The organism is Deltaproteobacteria bacterium HGW-Deltaproteobacteria-18 (genome assembly GCA_002841885.1).
In the GTDB taxonomy this organism is placed as follows: Bacteria; Desulfobacterota; Desulfovibrionia; order Desulfovibrionales; family Desulfomicrobiaceae; genus Desulfomicrobium.
Map to the genome: position 1 here is coordinate 271,736 of PHBE01000001.1, position 15,607 is coordinate 287,342.

Below are 15,607 nucleotides of genomic sequence, written 5' to 3' on the forward strand. Positions count from 1 at the left end.
ACGTGAAAAATTCGTGAAACAATCTATCCAAGGCCCGCCACATGCGCATATTGGTCGTTGAAGACAACCCCGACATTCTCGCCAACCTGCTCGATTATCTCCAGCTCAAGGGCTACACAGTCGATTGCGCTCAGGATGGACTTGTAGGCCTGCACCTGGCAGCCACCCAGACACACGATCTGATCGTGCTGGACGTCATGCTGCCCGGCATCGACGGCTATCAGCTCTGCAGACGCCTGCGTGAGGACGCAAGGCTCGACATTCCGATCATCATGCTCACCGCCCGCGACACGCTTGACGATCGCATCCAGGGGTTCAACACCGGCGCCGACGACTATCTCGTCAAACCGTTCGCCCTGTCCGAGCTCCACGCCCGCATTCAGGCCGTGCTCCGACGGACCAAGGGGAAAAGGTCCCATGAACTGCGCGTCGCCGACCTCATCTTTGACGTTAATACCCTACAGGTGACCCGTGCCGGCCGGACGCTCAGGCTGCATCCCTTCGGCTTGAGGCTTCTTGAGATCCTGATGCGCAAAAGCCCTGCCGTAATCCGCCGTGAGGAACTGGAACGGGAACTCTGGGGGGACAACTGTCCGGACAGCGACAGCCTGCGCAGCCATATCCACCAGCTGCGCCAGATCGTGGACAAGTCCTTCGACTCGCCGCTGCTGCACACGGTGCACGGCATCGGCTATCGCCTGGCGGAGCAGACCGATGATCGCTAGCCTGCCCTTCTCCAAGCGCATAGTCAGCGCCTTCGTTCTCATGACGGTAATTGTCAGCGGCTCCTTTTCCCTGGGGATTGTAGCCGTCGTCCATTTTGTCGAAACACAGCTCATAACAAAAGAACTGCACGGCAAACTGAGCACTGTTCTCCATGAAGACATCAAGGCAGGAAGGATCCCGCGGCTTGACGCGAGAACCCGTTTTTTCGCATCGAACTCCGCCGAGCATCCGATCCCGGAACGCTTCGCAGACTTCCCCGAAGGGTTCACGGAGATCGAGGATGAACACGATGCCGCCTATATCTACCTCACCGAACTTAATGGGATTCGATACATGCTCCTCCAGGAGCAGCAGGAATTTGAGGACCGGGAGGAAATTCTCTTCTCGGTCGTTCTGGCGGGTTTTCTGCTCTCCATCGTCAGCGCCTGGGGACTTGGCTCGATCATGGCCAGAAAAGTGATGAAACCGGTTGCCCGTCTGGCCAGACAAGTCCGACACGTTGATCAGCTTGCCTCTTTGCCGGCCCCCCTGGCACCGGGCTATTCCGATGATGAAATAGGTCATCTGGCGTCCGCTTTCGACACCACGCTCGGACAACTCAGGCAATCCATCGAACGCGAACGACTCTTCACCAGCGACGTCAGCCATGAACTGCGAACTCCACTGATGGTCATCTCGACATCGTGCGAACTTCTGCTGGAAAATCAGCTGCAAGCCGGGCAACGCGCCCAGATTGAACGCATCGCCCGAGCCGCCAAGGAAATGGGCGACCTTGTCAGGACATTTCTGATACTCGCGCGAACAGGCCCTCCCGACATCGTGGAACCGGAAGCGCTTACGCTGGTCGAGGTGGCACGGGAACAGGCGGAACAGTGGGAACCGGCCATCCGCGCCAAGGGACTCGACTTCGAACTGATCGACGCCGGGGCGGATTCAGCCGGCCATAACCCGACTTTCCTGCGCACGGTCATGTCCAACCTCTTGCGAAATGCTTGGCACTACACAACCGAAGGAAAGATTTGCATCGTTTTACGCAATGACGGGTTCAGCATTGAAGATACGGGAATGGGCGTCTCTGTCGATGAAAAAAAAATTATCTTTCAGCCATTTTTTAGAGGCAAAAGAGCACGGGGAGATGGACTGGGACTGGGACTGTCACTCGTGAAACGAATATGCGAATACCAGGAATGGGAAATAGAAATCCAAAAGAACACACCAAGCGGGAGTATATTCAACATCTTATTCAAAACAAAATAATATAAAAAGTGTAGATACAATGAGTTCAAAATACTCCTGAAACCATTGCAGAAAACATGAACCCGGAAAACTCTTCAAAAATTGCATTATCCAAAATTTTCCGGGAGGTCACAGGCGTGGACGCGCAAGGCCACGAGGTCAGCCATGTGCCAACTTGGCCTGGCGTTCCAGCTCCATCTTGAAAGACGGATCCAAATTCATTTTGCGAGCCAGTTCATCCAGATAAGCACGCTCCATGAAATTTTCCTCGTCCACCATCAGCAGACTGGCCAGGTACATTTCGGCTGCAATCTCGGGAGTCGTGGCCGAAGTCGCGATTTCCGCAGGGTCCATGGGCTTGCGCAGTTCCTGGTCGACCCAGGACTGCAACTCCAGGTCACTGGTCAACTGCGCGATGCTCTGGTCGATCAATTGCCGTTCACGATCGTCGATATGGCCATCCGCCTTTGCGGCTGCGATAATGGCCCGCAGAACCGCCTTGCCATGAAATTCCGCCTCGGGAGCAGGAATCCTGTCGAGCGTACGGGGTTGCTGTACCTGGGTAGTGGAGGCGTTGTTCTGCTGCCAGGTGCTGAAAGCCTTGTAGGCCACCAGGCCTAGCGCCGCCAAGCCGCCGTATTTGAGAGCCGCTCCTCCCATCTTTCGCGCCTTTTTGCTGCCCATGAGCACACCTATTGTCCCGGCAGCCAAGGCGCCGCCTCCCGCACCCGTGAGCAGGGAACCCAGGGGATTCCCTTGGGCCGTTGCATTCCCCCGGTTTCCGGCATTTTGCAGTGCGCCCTGTCCTGACTGAAGCAACTGATCAAGAAGATTCATAATGCTCATAAAAAACTCCTCGTGAAATGAAGTGACTATTCATGAAAAAGAACACAACGCCACGTCCGTATTTTCGCCGCCTCGAAAAAGCTTTGTGCCGACATACGTCAGGACCGAAGTAATTCTGATCAAAATGAGCGAATACCGCGACACAGAGGGCCCCGACAATTCAGCAAGCCCTTGTGAACTGTTTGCGCTGGTACAATACCCATGTCAGTGGCGCCGTGATAAGGACCAGCATCGCGCTCATGACGATGGATATCCCGTACGATCCTGTGGCGTCGGCAATAATGCCGCCCAGGGGCGGACCTATGAGCGCGGCCAGACCGTACCAGAGGAAACAAACGGGATATAGGCGGGGAAAAAGGTCAATCCCGAGTTGGTCGACGATCGAGGCGGCGTAGATGACAAAGCATCCGCCAAAGCCGATGCCCGTAAGCAGCACGGCGACCAGCACGAGGGCAGGAACGGACGGCAGCAAAAAGAGGAGCATGCTCAGCCCCAGAAATGCCTGGGAAAGAAAGATGGTCAGGTGCGATCCGAGCCGGTCGTGAACCTGCCCCCAGCCTATCCGACCCATGGCGTTACCGAGGGCAAAAACCGAGATGGCCAGAGTGGCGCTTGAGCTTTCAAGGCCCAGAGAAAGGGCGACGGGCTTGAGGTTGCCCACTACCAGCAGCCCTGCGAAGGTTCCGCAAAACATGCCAAGGCACAGGAGCAGGAAGTTGCGCGAAGTCAGCAATTTCCAGTTGAGAGCCGGCCGGCCGGCTTCCTTGTGGCCGGGGGTGAGGCTGTCCGCCTGTGGCTCACGCATAACGAGGGCGCTGCATAGTGCGATTGCGCCTGATCCGAGGCCGATAAAGCGAAACACGTGCATCACGTCCATGGCGCGGACTACAAGGAGATGCTCGGCCACGACGCTCAGAAAGATGGCCCCGGCTCCGAAGCCCGCGACCGATACTCCGGTCACGAGCCCCTTTTTGTCAGGAAACCACTTCATGGAGACTGTCAGGGGACAAATGTATCCGAATCCGATTCCGGCTCCGGTGACTACGCTGAGGCTCAAAAGCAGCATCGGGAAATTGCCCTGCGACAGCGACGCCATCAGATAGCCCGCGGAAAAGAGCACTGCGCCGATCGTAGCCGTGGCACGCACGCCCCGCCGCTGCAGAAAACGTCCTGCCGGAATCATGACGCAGGTAAAGACCGCGATGGTGGCCCCGAAGATGAAGCCGCACTGACTCGATGTTAAACCGTATTCGGTTGTCAGAAGCGGAACAAACTCGCTCCAGGCGTAAATGCCTCCAAGAATCATCTGGGTCAGACACCCTGCGCAAAGAACAACCCACTTCATCTTGAAACTTCCGTAAAGCGTTCCAGAACTTCAAGGACGTCGCCAATGCAACAGCCGCTTTCCAGGGGATGGCGCAGGCGCTGGTCGCGAAGGATGGTATACCTGACCCGTCGGCCTTCGCGCGATCCGATCAGATAACCGGCAGCACGCAAGTCGGCAACGATATGCTGGACGGCACGCTCCGTGATGCCGACCTCGGTGGCAATGTCCTTCATGCGCACTCCCGGATCCCGGGACAGGCAGAACAGGACATGCGTATGATTGGTCAAAAACGTCCAGGAGGACGCCTGGGGGGGAGTGGTCATGAGAGTTTTCCGTGAGGTTTGTGTATGGGCTCAAGATTCGGGACAACATTTAAACGTTGCATAATTCACGAAATATAATTCGTGAATACATGCTCGTTTTGCTCGGCATATCCTGTCCTGTCAAGTTTGAATAAATCAACTCCAGACAACCAAAACCGGAATAACGGCGTTCTCTCAGGCCACTTTATCGGGACGAGTATCTTCCCGGCCCTGCTGTCTTTGCTGTTGACGAAATGTTGGCCGTGAAGAACGGAATAGCCATTGACGAATAGCCGCATAGAAAATAGATATCCGCCACAGAAGGGGAGTAACTCCCAGAGGCAAGGTCAACAATACTGGCGCGAAAGCGCTTGGCCCTGCCGTCGGAAACCACCGATGAGCCAGACCTTCAGCATGAAACACATGCTGAAGGTCTTTTTTTTTTTGCACCGCTCCGCGTGCCAAAACCCTGAACCACCTTGACGCCAAACGTTCACAGAGGAGACAATCAGATGACCGAACCACGCCAAAAGCCTATTCAAAACCATTCCAGATCCAAGGCATCCAAACCAGGCAGTTGGGGGCGACGTATTCTCATGGCCCTGGCCTTGACCGGAATCATCGGAACCGCTCTTGTCATCACCCTGACCGTACTTGCAGCGCGTTTCATCGGCGGCGCGGTCGACTATCTGCAATCCATGGACATGACGGCCCTGCAATCGCAACTTTCCGAGGCAGAACTGAAACTTGGCCAACACCAACAGGAAATCATCGAACCTCTTTTGGACAAGCTCAAAAGTGATCGACTGAGTCTCCCGCAGCGTGAGGAAATCGGGCGGACCATCATGGAAACTCTCAAACCGGAACAGCGCAAGCAAATCGAAGCGCTGAAAAACATCGAATCCGGCTGGCTTGACGAGATGATGGCATCCTGGATGCTCAAATTGAAGGAATTGGGTGTACCCACAGGGCTGCCGGAGACAATTTTTCAGAAAAACTTGAACGTCACTCCCTCGAAAAGTGACCATGTCAGACAAGATGTAAAAATCCACTTGTCAGGCAATTAAAATGATACAGGCAGGTCTTTTGATTTGTGGAGTAAAAATCATTGGTGCTGAATTGATTTTTCATGCGGATGCATCGGCTGTCTTGGGGCACTTGCATTTTTATGATATTGTCACTGAATATATATCTATGCGGCCAGCCCATCTAAAAAATATCTTCAAGAATCGGACTTGGGAGCCGATTTTGGATTACGGACGTGCCCAGCTTTCGCTAAGACGGCGGTCTGTATCATCGAATGCAGATCTCCACTTGCCGGGCCAGGACACCAAATAACTTCAGGAGAAAATGAATGGATATCGCACTATTAGCAGCCCTCATCATACTCAACGGCATGTTCGCCATGTCTGAGATAGCCCTTGTGACAGCACGAAAAAGCAGGCTTCAGCGACTTGTTGAAGACGGTGACGAATCCGCTGCTGTCGCCATGCGCCTGGGGGAAGATCCAACGCAGTTCCTGTCCACTGTCCAAATCGGAATCACCGCCATCGGCATCATGAACGGCATAGTCGGCGAATCTGCGCTGGCTGGTCCTCTTGCCGCCCTGCTCAACCAGTTTGGTCTTGACGAACAAACCAGTTCGATAACTGCAACCACTCTTGTCGTAGTTGTAATCACATATTTTTCCATTGTTGTCGGCGAATTGGTGCCGAAAAGAATTGGCCAGTTCCATGCGGAGGACATCGCAACCTTCATGGCCAAACCTATCTCGGCACTGGCCACTGTGTCGCGCCCGTTTGTCCTCCTGCTCTCCGTTTCAACTGACGGACTGTTACGACTCCTTGGAAAAAAGGAACTGAACAGCGCCAACCTTACTGAAGAAGATATTCACTCCATGCTGGCTGAAGGCTCGCAAGCAGGGCTGATCGAGAAGCAGGAACACGAGATAATGCGTAATGTATTCCGGCTTGACGATCGTCAAATCGCCTCGCTGATGACTCCCCGCAGCGAAATTGTTTATCTGAACATAGACGTACCTCTGGAAGACAGCCTGGAAAAACTGATGAATTCCGACCATTCCAGATATCCTGTTTGTCATGGCGGATTGCACGACACTCTTGGTATCATCACTGCAAAAAGGCTGCTCAAGCAACGCATAAAAGGCGAATCAGGCAACATCGAGGATTATCTCCAGCCCGCCATTTTTGTACCGGAAACCCTTACAGGAATGAAATTGCTTGAACAGTTCCGAGAGTCGGGCGTGCAAATGGTTTTTGTCATAGACGAATACGGGGAAATACTTGGCCTCGTCACACTCCAGGATGTTCTTGAAGCTCTTGCAGGAGAATTCAGACCGCGCGATCCCGAGGACGTCTGGAGCGTTCAGCGTGAAGACGGATCATGGCTTCTCGATGGTCTGATACCAATTCCGGAACTCAAGGATCGACTGAACCTCAAATCAGTACCCGAAGAGCACAAAGGAAGATACAACACCCTCAGCGGCATGATGATGTGGCTGATTGGCAGCGTTCCCCGCACGTGTGACGTCGCCGAGTGGGAGGACTGGAGACTTGAAGTCATCGATCTCGATGGAAACCGGGTCGACAAGGTTCTGGCCAGCAGGATGAAGGATCCGGAGAGTTAATTGAAATCTGGATCAACATCGAACAACTGCGGTAATCCTCAACCGTCATAATGGACCAAGGTCAGCACGGGTGAAGCGAAAAGGCTGCAAGTCATGTATCATGCAATTCAAATAGCTGATCAGCACGCAAGTAGCTACGAAAACGATACATGTTCGCCCGAGGCAAAATGTCTTACATCAATTTCAAGGAGTTTTAATTCTATATGGCACTAGCTCTTATCGCCGTTATCTGTGGCCTTGTTCTTCTGGTGTGGAGCGCCGATCGTTTTGTCGAAGGCTCGGCCTCCAGCGCCCGACATTTCGGCATGCCGCCGCTTCTGATCGGCATGGTGATAGTCGGCTTCGGCACCTCCGCGCCCGAAATGGTGGTCTCGGCCCTGGCCGCCTTGCAGGGCAAGCCGGGAATTGCGCTTGGCAACGCCTACGGCTCGAACATCACCAACATCGCGCTGATCCTGGGTCTCACTGCGCTTATCAGCCCCATCGCCGTGCATTCGCGGGTTCTGCGCAAGGAGTTGCCCATTCTCGCGGCCGTGACCTTCATGGCGGCATGGCAGCTCTTCGATAGTGAAGTTACGCAGTTCGAAGCCGCGATGCTCCTTGCCGTGTTCGTCGGCCTGATGGCCTGGACGATATGGCAAGGGTTGCGGAACAAAGAGGATGCAATGGGAAGCGAGATGGAGCAGGAACTGGATGTCCACGCCATGCCTCTGCGACGAGCGATCTTCTGGATGCTGGCCGGGCTTGTGCTGCTCATCGTGAGCTCCCGCATCCTGGTTTGGGGAGCGGTTGAAATCGCCCACGGCTTTGGAGTCAGCGACCTGATCATCGGTCTGACCATAGTCGCAGTAGGCACCTCGCTCCCGGAACTGGCCTCTTCGATCATTGCCGCCCGAAAAGGAGAGCATGACATTGCCCTTGGAAACATCCTGGGTTCCAACCTGTTCAACACCCTGGCGGTGGTGGGCATCGCCGGCATGATCGGCCCCATGACCGTCGAGGCGGAGGTGTTCACCCGGGACATACTGGTCATGACCGCACTGACCCTGTTGCTGTTCGTCATCGGCTACGGCTTTCGGGGACCGGGGCGCATCAATCGCGTCGAGGGAGCTTTGCTGCTGGCCTGCTACGCGGGCTACACGGCCTACCTGATCAGTACGGTTTTCTGACAACAGTCATTGCCGACTTCCACCCCCTGCTTGGAAGTCGGCACTGTGCACGAAAACCCGATACAATGCCGTTGCAAAACACAGTCTCGCATCGTCAATGATTATGAGCATGATGAATGGCACGAATCAAATCGCTGGGCCTGAAACAGTGCGGCTTCATGTGCTTTTTCATTGGCATGTCAGACCACCTCGATTCAACCGGAACCAGAATCACCGCGCAGGCTGCGTCAGGGAGCGCCATTGACCGCACCCCGCCGCCACCATTTCTCAAGGGAGATAACAGGTAGAACGCAAAATCCCGTCAGGATCGCCACCAGCCAGGAACGCATGCCCAGTGCCACGGAGCCGAACAGGCTCTGCATGGGCGGCAGGTACATGAAGCAGAGGTGGAACAGCAGCAGAACGCCCGTACTGACAAAGATGACGGGGTTGGAAAAGACGCCCTGGGCAAAGATGGACTCGCGCAGGGATCGGCAGTTGAGCAGGTAGAAGATCTGCGAGAACGTGACCACGGTCACGCAGGTCGTCTGCGCCTCGGCCAGGGCGGCCGCGTGGACGGCTGCCGTGAGCGGCAGGTCGCCTATGATGCGGTAGTAATCCCAAAGGAAGAGCCCGCAGCCGCCGGCGGTCATGATCGTCGCGACAATGACAAGGCGGTAGAGGATGAACCACGAAAAGACCGGCTCATCCGGCGAGCGCGGCTGACGCTTCATGGCGTTCGGTTCGAGGGGCTCGAAGGCCAGGGGCACCGAGAGGGTTATGCTGGCCACCAGGTTGATCCACAGAATCTGGATTGGCGACATGGCCATGAGCAGGACGCTCCTGCCGTCGACCGTGACCGTGGGGAAAAAGAACATGGCCACGCCCAGAATGGCGGCCAGGGCCAGGTTGGCAGGCAGAATGAAGGCCAGGGACTTGATCAGGTTGTCGTAGACCCGGCGCCCCTCCTCCACGGCCGCGGCAATGGAGGCGAAGTTGTCGTCCATGAGCACCACCTTGGCCGCCTCCTTGGAAACGGAGGTGCCGGTGATCCCCATGGCCACGCCGATGTCGGCCCGCTTCAGGGCCGGAGCGTCATTGACACCGTCGCCGGTCATGGCGACCACGTGTCCCATGGCCTGGAGCACTTCCACCAGGCGGAGCTTGTGCTCGGGGGCGACGCGGGCGAACACGTTGGTATTCCTGGCCGCATCCCGAAACTCTTCGTCGCTCAGCCCCTCCAGATCCCGGCCGCGCAGCGCCCTTGCCTCAGGCGCGAGCAGGCCCAGTTCCCGGCCGATGGCCTCGGCGGTCACGGGATGATCACCGGTGATCATCTTTACGGTAATGCCGGCGCGGTGGCAGACGCGGATGGCGTCGATGGCTTCGCTGCGCGGCGGGTCGATCATGCCGGCCATGCCGACAAAGACGAAGCCGTCACGCTCTTCCCCTTCCTCCAGCCGATCCTCGGCCGCACCTTCCTTGCGGGCGAAAGCGATGAGCCGCATCCCCTGCCGGGCATATGTCTCGATGGCGTCGGCGACGCGCCCCCGACCCGCCTCGTCCAGGAGGCAGCGCTGCATGACCGTCTCGGGCGCGCCTTTCAGCAGAATCAGCGACTGGCCGTTCATGCGGTGCAGAGTGGCCATGAACTGGGTTTCCGACTCGAAGGGGATCACATCCAGACGCGGGAACTGCTCGCGCAGCCCCTCGGCGGCAAGGCCGCCCTTGCGGGCCGCCACCACCAGGGCCGCCTCGGTAGGGTCGCCGGTCGGGACCCAGACATGCCCGTCCTGACGTACGGAGGCATCATTGCACAGAACCGCCAGGGTCAGCATGTCCTTCAGACCCTGAGGCAGTTCCGCCAGATGCATGCCGTCATGCTCGATTTCGCCGACAGGGTTGTAGCCGACCCCGGAAAGGCGGTACCCGTGTCCATCCATCCAGGCCACCTGCACCGTCATTTCGTTGCGGGTCAGGGTGCCGGTCTTGTCGGAGCAGATGACCGAGGTGGCGCCCAGGGTCTCCACCGCCGGCAAATGCCGGACCACGGCGTGACGATTGGCCATGCGGCGGACGCCAATGGCCAGGGCGATGGTGATGACGGCCGGCAGGCCTTCGGGGATGGCCGCCACCGCCAGGGCCACGGCGACCATCAGCGCATCGCCCAGGGAGGCGTTTTTGACGAGAACGCCGAAAGCGATGAAGATCGCCACGGCCACCACGACGGCAACCGTAATGCCGGCGCTGACCTTGGCCAACTGCCGGGTCAGCGGCGTCTCCAGTTGCACCGTCTGACCGAGCATTTCATTGATGCGCCCCAGTTCGGTGGAACTGCCTGTATGCACCACCACCCCCGTCGCCGTGCCCTGCATGACCATGGTACCGCTGTACGCCATGCACAGCCGATCCCCCAGGGGGGCATCCTCGGCGGCTGGCTCCGTGTGCTTGGCCGACGGCAGAGACTCGCCGGTCAAGGCCGCCTCCTCCACCAGAAAATTCTTGGTCCGGATCAGGCGCAGGTCCGCCGGCACCCGGTCGCCGCTCTGCAGGGTCACCAGGTCGCCGGGAACCAGTTGCCGCGCAAGCACCGTCACAGGGGAACCCTCCCGCAGAACCGTCGTCGACTCGGGCACCATCGTCGCCAGTTCCTCGATGGCCTTGCCGGCCCGATACTCCTGGATGAAGCCGATGACTGAGTTTATGATGACCGCGCCGAAGACAACCGCCGCATCCGTCGGCCGGTCCAGAAGCACGGCAATGCAGCCCGCGGCGATGAGCAGCCAGCCTATGGGGTTGTTCACCTGTCGCCAGAAGATGCGCCAGGGGCCCTCGCCGCCCTGTCGGGGCAGCTCGTTGGCGCCCACCGTCTTCAACCGGCGAGCCGCGTCCTCCCCGCCGAGGCCTGCGGGCGACGTTTCCAGGGCGGCCAGCACCGCTTCAGCCGAGCGCGCATGCCATGCCTGTTTCTCGAACATGATGGAAACTTCCTTGGTTATCTTGTTTTCGACCGGAACTTTTCGCGGGGGGGGGCCTGACCAGGACGGTCAGCCGCAGTGCATGCCGTCTTGTCGCAGCAATGCCGTCCTCACCCGTAATCGCCGAGCCAAGGCCAGAGGGCTGAAAGGTATCAACCCGGCAGCCCGCAGCGCCATCACCGTTGCCCGGATTCCAGGGAAAACGCCAGCGGCATCAGCTCCTGCAACGAGAAGGAACGCTCCGCGCCCGGGACGATGATCGCCGCGTGCGGCGCAAGTTCTTGAATCCACTGCCTGCAGGCCCCGCACGGCATGCGCTGTTCGAGAGGCGCGCCCTGGGGCGTATCGACGCAGGCGACGGCGACGGCGATGATGTCCCTCTCCCCGGCGGCATACGCCGAGGCCAGGGCCACGCGCTCGGCGCACGTGCCGAGGCCGAGGCCGAGGCTGGCGTTCTCGATGTTTGCGCCCCTGTATATCGCGCCCCTCCCGCCCAACACGGCGGCGCCGACGCGGAACTTCGAGTACGGCGCATAGGCCTGCTGCGCCGCCGATGCGGCCTCGGCGAGCAATTTGGCGCGTAGAACCGCGTCGAGACCTTTTCCTGGATCGTTCGGCTTCATCCGGGACCTCCTTGTGCGCGTCCAGCGCGCCAGCGTTGCGCCGGGCTGTTGCCGCCCGCCGTTCCCCCCATCCTTGCCAGCATCAGACGGTCAGCACCAGCCCGAGCTCACCGGCCTTGCGCAGGGCCAGGGAACAGACGGCGATATCCTGCAGGGCCATGCCCGAACTGTCGTAAATGGTGATCTGATCGGCGGAGGTCCTCCCCGGCGCCCCGTTCAGCACCGCCCCGATGGGCGTGATGCGGGCGGCGTCCACCAGCCCGGCCTTGCAGGCCGCCTCGTATTCGCCGATGGCCAGAGACTGCTGCACCACGTCGGCGAAGAGCGACGCGCCGGCCACCAGGGCCGTGTCCAACTCCTGCTTGCCCGGCTGGTCCGCGCCCATGGCCGAGACGTGCGTGCCGGGCCGCACCCATGACGCCTCGAAGAGCGGGCCGCGCGAGGCGGTGATGGTGACGACGATGTCGGCGGCGGCCAGCGCCGACTGGGCGCTCACGCACGCGGCGTCGACCCCCAGTTCCTCGCGGATGCGCCGCGCGAACGCATCCGCAGCCTCCGGGGAGCGGTTGACCACGAAGACCGTGTCGATGGGGCGCACCTCACGCACGGCCTGCAGCTCGAACCAGGCCTGGTGACCCGCCCCGAACAGGGCCAGGACGCGGCTGTCCAGGCGGGAGAGATGGCGCACGGCCACGGCGTCCGAGGCCGCGGTGCGCAGGCAGGTCAGGTGCGAGGCGCCCACGAGGGCCTCGGGGTAGCCCGTGTCCGGATTCAGCAGCAGGGTCGTGGAGGCGTGGGCGGCCAGGCCGCGCGCACGGTTCCCCGGCCAGTAGCTGCCGACCTTGAGCCCCACCTTGCGGCTGGCCCCGATGAGGCCGCTCTTGATGCTGAAGGAGGTCCCCTCGTCGGGCCCGTGACCCTGGGCCACCGGAAAAACCTTGGCCAGGCCGCACCCGTATTCCCTGAACATGGCCTCCACGGCCTCGATGGCCTCGCCCATGGTCACGACCCGGGCCGCCACCTCCTCACTGACAAACTTCATGGCTCACCTCAACATCTTAAAATTACAGCCGATTCCGCCTCCGTCCGGGCCAGCCCGCGGCCGTCCCCCGCCTACCACCCCATGAGCCGCGGCCACACGGCCGTAACCGTGTCCCCGCCCGCGCCGATGACATGATACCGGTCATGCTGCGTGACCATGGCGCAGGCGTGGCTGGGCAGGATACGCAACCTGGTCCCGACCGGGAGGCTGGGCAGGCCCGCCGCGCTGCCCGGTCGCGGAGCCACGATGCCGTGCTCCTGATTGACGCCCGTGACCACGAGATCCGCAAAGGGGCGGCCATGCACGTCGCAGACCAGGCCGTAGCCCTGGTCCACGGCCTGTCCCGCCGTGCCCCGGTCGCAGGACAGGGCCGTCCAGCCGGCGTCGATGATGGCCCAGCCCTTGTCGTGCTGGTGTCCGATGACCGTGGCCAGGACCGAGACGGCGATCTCGTCCGTGGTGCAGATGCCGATGCCCGCCTGCACCAGGTCGAAAAAGACGAAGACCCCGGCCCGGACCTCCGTCACCCCCGCGTAGCTCCGGGCGGAAAAGGCCGTAGGGGTCGAACCCACGCTGACCACGGGGCAGGGGAAGCCGGCCTCCCGCAGGATCGCGGCCGCCGTGACGGCCGCGGCGCGCTCCCCTTCGGCCGCTGCGGCCAGGGCTTTTTCGCCGCGCGCCTCGTAGCTCTCGCCGGCATGGACCAGCACCCCGCGCAGCCGGGCCGAGGGCGCCAAGGCGCGGGCAATGGCCGTGAGCCGCGCCGAGTCGCCGGGATTCACGCCCGAACGATGGCCGTCGCAGTCCAGCTCGATGAGCGCCGGGACGGGATCCGCCGGGTCGGACACCGCCGCAACGGCGCGGGCCTGCTCCACGCTGTCCAGCAGGACGGTCAGGTCCACCCCGCGCCGGCGCAGGGCCTGCACCCGTGGCAGCTTGTGCGGCGCGATGCCGACGGCGTAGGTGATGTCCGTCACCCCCCGGTCCGCCAGGTCCTCGGCCTCGCGCAGCGTCGAGACGGTGGCCGGGCCGTGCACGGAAGCCATGAGCCGCCGGGAGACCTCCCACGACTTGGCGGTCTTGAGATGGGGCCGCAAGACCACCCCGGCCGCTCTCAGACGGGTCCGCAGGCGGGCGATGTTGCGGTCCATGCGCGCCTCGTCCAGGAGCAGACAGGGCGTGTCCAGGGCGTCGAGGGAGCACGGCAGGCCCTGCGGTGCGCACATTGGTCCGAGAGGCTCGTGACGTTCATTCATGCTGATAACTCTCCTTGCGAAGCGTCCCGGAACCGTATCACCAGCCCGGGCAAATTCAAATTTCAGTTCCCGGCGAGGCCGCAAAGCAGGTGTTCAAGGAGCCCTGCGTCAGCCGCGAGCCGATCATCCCGGTCAAAGCGCCCGACGCACTGCAGCCCCATCGGAAGACCCGCCGGACCTTTTCCGGCCGGCAGGGAGATCACGGGCAGGCCGGCGTGGGTCCACGGCAGGTTCATGGCCGGGTTCCCCGTGCCGGAGCGGCCGGCCGGGGCCTCGCCCGGAGCCGATGGGCAGACCCACACGTCAAGCCCGTGCCGCTGCATGAGCGCGGTCAGCTCGGAGCGAAGCTTTGCGCAGGACGCCCTCCCCTCGTCGATCCGGACCGCGGGGACTGCCTGGCCCCTGGCAATGAGCTCCGCCGTGACCGGCCGGTAAAGATGCCCGTAATCCCTGAACCAGCGCGCATGTTCCAAAGCGAACTCCGCTGCGGCAAGGTCGCCGTGCCTGTCCGCGATCTCCCCGATGTTTTCAAGGCATTCGACCTGAACCACCTCCACCCCGCCCGCCTCGAGGACGGCGACGACCTTCCGGAACCATTCCATGGTGGCCGCCGGAACCTGGTCGAGATACTTCCCGGCCGGCACGCCGGCCCGCAGCCTCTGCGGCGGGTCGAAGGTCGTCCAGTCGGGGTCGAAGGCCTCCATGACGGGCCGGATGTCCGCAACCCGCTGGCAGAAGAAGCCAACCTGGTCCACGCTGCGGGAATAATACATCATGCCGGCGGTGGGGATCTTCCCAAGCGACGGCTTCATGCCCGTCACCCCGCAAAAAGAGGCGGGCCGGATGACGGAACCCACCGTCTGGGTCCCCAGGGCCAGCGGGAAGAAACCTGCGGCCACCCCGGCAGCCGAACCGCTGCTGGACCCGCCTGGGGTGTGCGCGGGGTTGTGCGGATTCTTCGTCGCGGGGGGCGCGAAATAGGCGAACTCCGTGGTGGCCGTCTGCGCGAAGACGATGGCCCCGGCATCGCGCATCATGCGCACGCACGCCGCCTCCTCCCCCTCGAACAGGACGGGCGGGAGCAGGGAGCCGCACCCCATGGGCAGACCGGCGATGCGGATGATGTCCTTGAAGCCCACTGGCACGCCGAACAGGGGCGGCCGCCGGGCCGGGTCGGGGAACCTGTCGAACAGGGCGTCGATCTGCCGGTCGACATCCCGCTCGTCCACGGGCCGGGCCAGGATGTGCAGTTCGGGGTCGAGGGACCGTACACGCTCGAGATGGCGCTGGACAAGACGACGCAGCGATTCCCGGGATGCGGTCCTGTATGCATCGAGTAGCGGGGACGCATTGATGTGGACGGTCTGGGGCATGATTTTCCTCCGTGCGCAGCATTCCATGAAGGCCTGGGGCGCGGTCAGTTTTCAGGCGCTGAAAAAAAAAATGGGAAAACGGGCCGTGGCGGGGCCCGGACCG

14 protein-coding genes are annotated in these 15,607 nt (G+C 60.8%); 6 read left to right on the plus strand and 8 right to left on the minus strand.

Going from position 1 to position 15,607, the window contains the following annotated elements; all coding sequences use genetic code 11:
* The first annotated feature begins 41 nt into the window (after positions 1 to 41).
* Complete coding sequence (locus tag CVU60_01250; protein PKN43672.1) at positions 42 to 725, plus strand: DNA-binding response regulator; 684 nt, start codon at positions 42 to 44, stop codon at positions 723 to 725.
* Positions 715 to 1,983 carry a sensor histidine kinase gene (locus CVU60_01255; GenBank protein PKN43673.1) on the plus strand — a complete coding sequence of 423 codons (1,269 nt, stop codon included), beginning with the start codon at positions 715 to 717 and terminating at the stop codon, positions 1,981 to 1,983. The genes CVU60_01250 and CVU60_01255 overlap by 11 nt, the downstream gene beginning before the upstream one ends.
* 138 nt (positions 1,984 to 2,121) lie before the next feature.
* Here CVU60_01255 and CVU60_01260 read toward each other — a convergent pair whose 3' ends face one another.
* The 3 genes from CVU60_01260 to CVU60_01270 form a co-directional block, all read right to left on the minus strand.
* A complete protein-coding gene (locus CVU60_01260; GenBank protein PKN43674.1) occupies positions 2,122 to 2,808 on the minus strand; it encodes a DUF533 domain-containing protein in 687 nt (228 codons plus the stop codon).
* Positions 2,809 to 2,968: 160 nt separating this feature from the next.
* Positions 2,969 to 4,153, minus strand: coding sequence for a hypothetical protein (locus CVU60_01265; protein ID PKN43675.1), 1,185 nt, complete (start codon positions 4,151 to 4,153; stop codon positions 2,969 to 2,971).
* Positions 4,150 to 4,458: an ArsR family transcriptional regulator gene (locus CVU60_01270; protein PKN43676.1), complete on the minus strand. Its 309-nt coding sequence runs from the start codon at positions 4,456 to 4,458 to the stop codon at positions 4,150 to 4,152. The genes CVU60_01265 and CVU60_01270 overlap by 4 nt, the downstream gene beginning before the upstream one ends.
* 575 nt (positions 4,459 to 5,033) lie before the next feature.
* Here CVU60_01270 and CVU60_01275 point away from each other — a divergent pair.
* The 4 genes from CVU60_01275 (at position 5,034) to CVU60_01290 (ending at position 8,253) form a co-directional block, all read left to right on the plus strand.
* The gene (locus tag CVU60_01275; protein PKN43677.1) at positions 5,034 to 5,504 is read left to right on the plus strand and encodes a hypothetical protein; all 471 of its coding nucleotides are present in this window, start codon (positions 5,034 to 5,036) and stop codon (positions 5,502 to 5,504) included.
* Between the two features lies 1 nt (position 5,505).
* Complete coding sequence (locus tag CVU60_01280) at positions 5,506 to 5,775, plus strand: hypothetical protein (GenBank protein ID PKN43678.1); 270 nt, start codon at positions 5,506 to 5,508, stop codon at positions 5,773 to 5,775.
* A 16-nt stretch (positions 5,776 to 5,791) separates the two neighbouring features.
* Positions 5,792 to 7,084, plus strand: coding sequence for a hypothetical protein (locus CVU60_01285; GenBank protein PKN43679.1), 1,293 nt, complete (start codon positions 5,792 to 5,794; stop codon positions 7,082 to 7,084).
* 203 nt (positions 7,085 to 7,287) lie between these two features.
* The gene (locus CVU60_01290; protein PKN43680.1) at positions 7,288 to 8,253 is read left to right on the plus strand and encodes a calcium/sodium antiporter; all 966 of its coding nucleotides are present in this window, start codon (positions 7,288 to 7,290) and stop codon (positions 8,251 to 8,253) included.
* Positions 8,254 to 8,480: 227 nt separating this feature from the next.
* On the opposite strand, the gene CVU60_01295 is transcribed toward CVU60_01290, so the two are convergent.
* The 5 genes from CVU60_01295 to CVU60_01315 all read right to left on the minus strand — a co-directional run bounded on the left by CVU60_01295 (position 8,481) and on the right by CVU60_01315 (position 15,504).
* Positions 8,481 to 11,210, minus strand: coding sequence for a cation transporter (locus CVU60_01295; protein PKN43681.1), 2,730 nt, complete (start codon positions 11,208 to 11,210; stop codon positions 8,481 to 8,483).
* 176 nt (positions 11,211 to 11,386) lie between these two features.
* Entirely contained in the window at positions 11,387 to 11,833 is a 447-nt protein-coding gene (locus CVU60_01300; GenBank protein ID PKN43682.1) for a cytidine deaminase, read from the minus strand.
* Between the two features lie 82 nt (positions 11,834 to 11,915).
* A complete protein-coding gene (locus tag CVU60_01305) occupies positions 11,916 to 12,875 on the minus strand; it encodes an ornithine cyclodeaminase (protein ID PKN43683.1) in 960 nt (319 codons plus the stop codon).
* A 71-nt stretch (positions 12,876 to 12,946) separates the two neighbouring features.
* Complete coding sequence (locus CVU60_01310) at positions 12,947 to 14,026, minus strand: alanine racemase (GenBank protein ID PKN43732.1); 1,080 nt, start codon at positions 14,024 to 14,026, stop codon at positions 12,947 to 12,949.
* A gap of 167 nt (positions 14,027 to 14,193) precedes the next feature.
* The gene (locus CVU60_01315; protein PKN43684.1) at positions 14,194 to 15,504 is read right to left on the minus strand and encodes an amidase; all 1,311 of its coding nucleotides are present in this window, start codon (positions 15,502 to 15,504) and stop codon (positions 14,194 to 14,196) included.
* Positions 15,505 to 15,607 lie beyond the last annotated feature (103 nt).

Bases quoted from the DNA above. Each gene is read 5' to 3' on its own strand.
- CVU60_01250 (PKN43672.1), top strand. From the start codon at position 42: ATGCGCATATTGGTCGTTGAAGACAACCCCGACATTCTCGCCAACCTG.
- CVU60_01255 (PKN43673.1), top strand. From the start codon at position 715: ATGATCGCTAGCCTGCCCTTCTCCAAGCGCATAGTCAGCGCCTTCGTT.
- CVU60_01260 (PKN43674.1), bottom strand. From the start codon at position 2,808: ATGAGCATTATGAATCTTCTTGATCAGTTGCTTCAGTCAGGACAGGGC.
- CVU60_01265 (PKN43675.1), bottom strand. From the start codon at position 4,153: ATGAAGTGGGTTGTTCTTTGCGCAGGGTGTCTGACCCAGATGATTCTT.
- CVU60_01270 (PKN43676.1), bottom strand. From the start codon at position 4,458: ATGACCACTCCCCCCCAGGCGTCCTCCTGGACGTTTTTGACCAATCAT.
- CVU60_01275 (PKN43677.1), top strand. From the start codon at position 5,034: ATGGCCCTGGCCTTGACCGGAATCATCGGAACCGCTCTTGTCATCACC.
- CVU60_01280 (PKN43678.1), top strand. From the start codon at position 5,506: ATGATACAGGCAGGTCTTTTGATTTGTGGAGTAAAAATCATTGGTGCT.
- CVU60_01285 (PKN43679.1), top strand. From the start codon at position 5,792: ATGGATATCGCACTATTAGCAGCCCTCATCATACTCAACGGCATGTTC.
- CVU60_01290 (PKN43680.1), top strand. From the start codon at position 7,288: ATGGCACTAGCTCTTATCGCCGTTATCTGTGGCCTTGTTCTTCTGGTG.
- CVU60_01295 (PKN43681.1), bottom strand. From the start codon at position 11,210: ATGTTCGAGAAACAGGCATGGCATGCGCGCTCGGCTGAAGCGGTGCTG.
- CVU60_01300 (PKN43682.1), bottom strand. From the start codon at position 11,833: ATGAAGCCGAACGATCCAGGAAAAGGTCTCGACGCGGTTCTACGCGCC.
- CVU60_01305 (PKN43683.1), bottom strand. From the start codon at position 12,875: ATGAAGTTTGTCAGTGAGGAGGTGGCGGCCCGGGTCGTGACCATGGGC.
- CVU60_01310 (PKN43732.1), bottom strand. From the start codon at position 14,026: ATGGACCGCAACATCGCCCGCCTGCGGACCCGTCTGAGAGCGGCCGGG.
- CVU60_01315 (PKN43684.1), bottom strand. From the start codon at position 15,504: ATGCCCCAGACCGTCCACATCAATGCGTCCCCGCTACTCGATGCATAC.